Origin of the sequence: Vibrio sp. 10N.222.48.A3, from assembly GCF_041475345.1 — a bacterium.
GTDB lineage: Bacteria > Pseudomonadota > Gammaproteobacteria > Enterobacterales > Vibrionaceae > Vibrio > Vibrio tasmaniensis_A.
Genome location: NZ_JBFRVX010001181.1, coordinates 1 through 2819, shown reverse-complemented (window position 1 = coordinate 2819; position 2819 = coordinate 1). Strand labels below are relative to the sequence as shown.

Below are 2819 nucleotides of genomic sequence, written 5' to 3'. Positions count from 1 at the left end.
GGAAGTTCACTTACTGTTAATTTAGATTCTATGTTTTCCATATCATGCAACAAAAGAACACTCGGGAACGGAGCGCGCTTTTTACCTGCCGCTATTATACTTAAGTGAAAGTTATAATTGCTGTCGTTTATAGACCAGTTCATCTTGCCAGCTTCATGAGTTTGAACCCACTTAAATCTATGTTTGAAGCTAACAGATTGTTTAGTTGGGTCGTCTTCATTTGGTGATGGCCATAATTTATAATCATCTATATAGAAATCACTAGTGATTTTACCAAGAATTACTCGGTCTATTTCGAATACAAAATCACTGACAAAATCTTCAGTTAACGTTTCATCTGGATACATCGGGTACCTATGTTCGATAAAAGGTAGATGCTTTTTCATGTATTGTTTGTTTTGGGTCCTAACCCCCACTAAAAACATTACATTATCTCCAGCTTTTATTTCTGAATGTAAACCACTAGTCCTTGTTCCCCAAGTGAAGTTCTCAAGGGCGATTTTAAGGTTCCTTTCAGTTATATCATCGTTTTTTAGTATAATTGTCCAAGTTTTTGGCATTGTCGAAAGCCCAGTTAAGTAGTTCATTTAAAAGTATGTTTATTAATATAAAGGGAAGTTACCTCCCGATGAATGAATAGTCTATAGCTAGGTTTCGCATATCTGGTTTTTATCTACTTTTTGGGTTTTACCTGTCGGTGAAGACATCTTATGAATTCAATTTACCCCTTTATCACGGGGTAATTCGACTTTGAGTTAACTACCTAGTCCGAGACCTCACACGTACGTTTCTATCTTTGCATAACATCAGACCAAGCGCATCAATGTTGCTGGTTACACATAAGATATAAAAATAAACTCACATCAACCACTTTAATATTGTGGACTTAGCCCCAACATCTTGTTTGTAGATGACATTTTGGGAGCCGCTATGAGAGTATCAGAGTATTTTGGTTTAAAACGCACACAAGCATATTTAGATTTTGTAGATATCCCTTTAGATACTGATTTAGCAGTATTTTTAGACCCAAATGCTATAAAGTCACTTGATTCATCATGGGGAAATGAGTTGTCTTCATTCCTGCAGTCTTTTTTTGAGTCCGTTTTAAAAATGATAAAAAATGGAGATGATGGTCGAGCAAAAACATTGCTTGCGTCTTTAAGTGAAGGTAATGAGTTTCATTTGGGGTACTCTGTTGGGAAGTCAAGAGGGCACGGCTTTGGAGATGAGTCAGCAGATTCAGTTTGGGATGCTCTAACTAAAAGTAAGGCTGCAAAGTCCGGTTTATTGCAAGACTTAGAGGATACAGCTCTACTTATCAATGGAATAGGGACTGATATGATTTCTGACGCGGTATGCAATATCCTTCGCAGTCCGCTGATAAAGTACACTCAAGATATGTGCCGCTATTATGGGATTCCACTCACTCAAAATGTTGTTTCTGGACCTCTTTGGAATCCAATAAAAGAGGTTTGGGAAAATACGTTTGTTGATTTACCAACTACTAGTTACGGTAAAGTAATATTGGTCCCTAAAGTATTGGTCCGTAGTCGACTAAGTTTTCATTATGAAGAGTATTATAGACACTATTTGTTGCCTCAAATGCAGCATGAACATATTAAAATTCAAAGTCCCCTAGTTCAAAACCTAAAAAATGGCTCCCAGATAGTCACTAAAAAGGACTTAATGGAAAAATATGGAAAGGACAAACTGGCTGTAGTTGAGCAAACGATTTTGAGGCCACATGTATTGGATGATTATCGAGAAGCAAAAATTGATAATCCATCTAGCCCTATATCTCATGAGCAGTTTTCCGAGCTTGAACAAGTTGAAAAACCAGATGTTAGTCAATTACTGGAACAATTAAAGGCTCTGCCTGTAGGTCGTGAGACTGCAGAACAGTATGAAGACATTGTTGAAAGGATTTTGTCAGTCATATTATACCCATCTTTATGTAATCCAACTAAGCAACACAGAATACACGATGGTCGAAAAAGGATAGATATTACATACGTAAATGAAGCTAAAGGGGGCTTTTTTTATTGGTTGTCGATGCATTACCCAGCACCACACATCTTTATAGAGTGTAAAAACTACGGGAAAGAAGTTGCAAACCCTGAGGTCGATCAGCTATCAGGTAGGTTCTCACCTAGTAGGGGCAAAGTTGGGATTTTGATATGTCGCTCTATTGAGAATAAAGAGCTTCTCTATAAACGCTGTGTTGATACTGCGAAAGACCAGAGAGGTTTCATTATTGCTCTTGATGACTCTGATATAATAACTCTTGCCAACGAATACGCTGGCTGTGAAGGTATACAAGATTTCACTTTGTTACGTGAATACTGGAAACAATTAGTGGATTAAAGCTTTGTTTTGGTTCAATTCTGATAAGCGGTAACTTGAAATGTGAAAGAGATATGAAGCCGAACCCACTCGTGATGGGCTTAGCTTCGTTCTTCTCTATATGCTAAAGGAGGAAAGGATCATACTTATATAGTCTTATTTTAAACTAACCTATCAACGATAATCTTATCGATTCCTAGTAGATGCTTTGAAGTTTCACCTTAAAATTTGATTAATCCTCACTCCTGTTAATGTCTCTTTTGGTCTAGAGATTGGCCTGTCGCTATCTTTAACATCATAGAGAATCTCAACTGAACGGCCTAAAATTAGTAACAATTATCTAGCTACACATTTGCTACATAGATAATAAAAAATCAAATAATATTTAATATGTTATTGATTTAGATGCTATTTTTTGATTTACATTTAAACCTTAACAGGGCCACATGGGCTTGGACTCCCCCGGTTGTCAAACA

Annotated in this window: 2 protein-coding genes; one reads left to right on the top strand and one right to left on the bottom strand. The window is 36.8% G+C overall.

Annotated elements, in window-relative coordinates; translation table 11 throughout:
* Nucleotides 1–560 (bottom strand): hypothetical protein (locus AB4653_RS24780; protein ID WP_372105559.1); only part of this gene is annotated, 560 nt, incomplete at its 3' end.
* A 370-nt stretch (nt 561–930) separates the two neighbouring features.
* Between AB4653_RS24780 and AB4653_RS24775 the strand changes: the two genes are divergently transcribed.
* Entirely contained in the window at nt 931–2364 is a 1434-nt protein-coding gene (locus tag AB4653_RS24775; protein ID WP_102257640.1) for a hypothetical protein, read from the top strand.
* Nucleotides 2365–2819: the final 455 nt, after the last annotated feature.

Bases quoted from the DNA above. Each gene is read 5' to 3' on its own strand.
- AB4653_RS24775 (WP_102257640.1), top strand. From the start codon at position 931: ATGAGAGTATCAGAGTATTTTGGTTTAAAACGCACACAAGCATATTTA.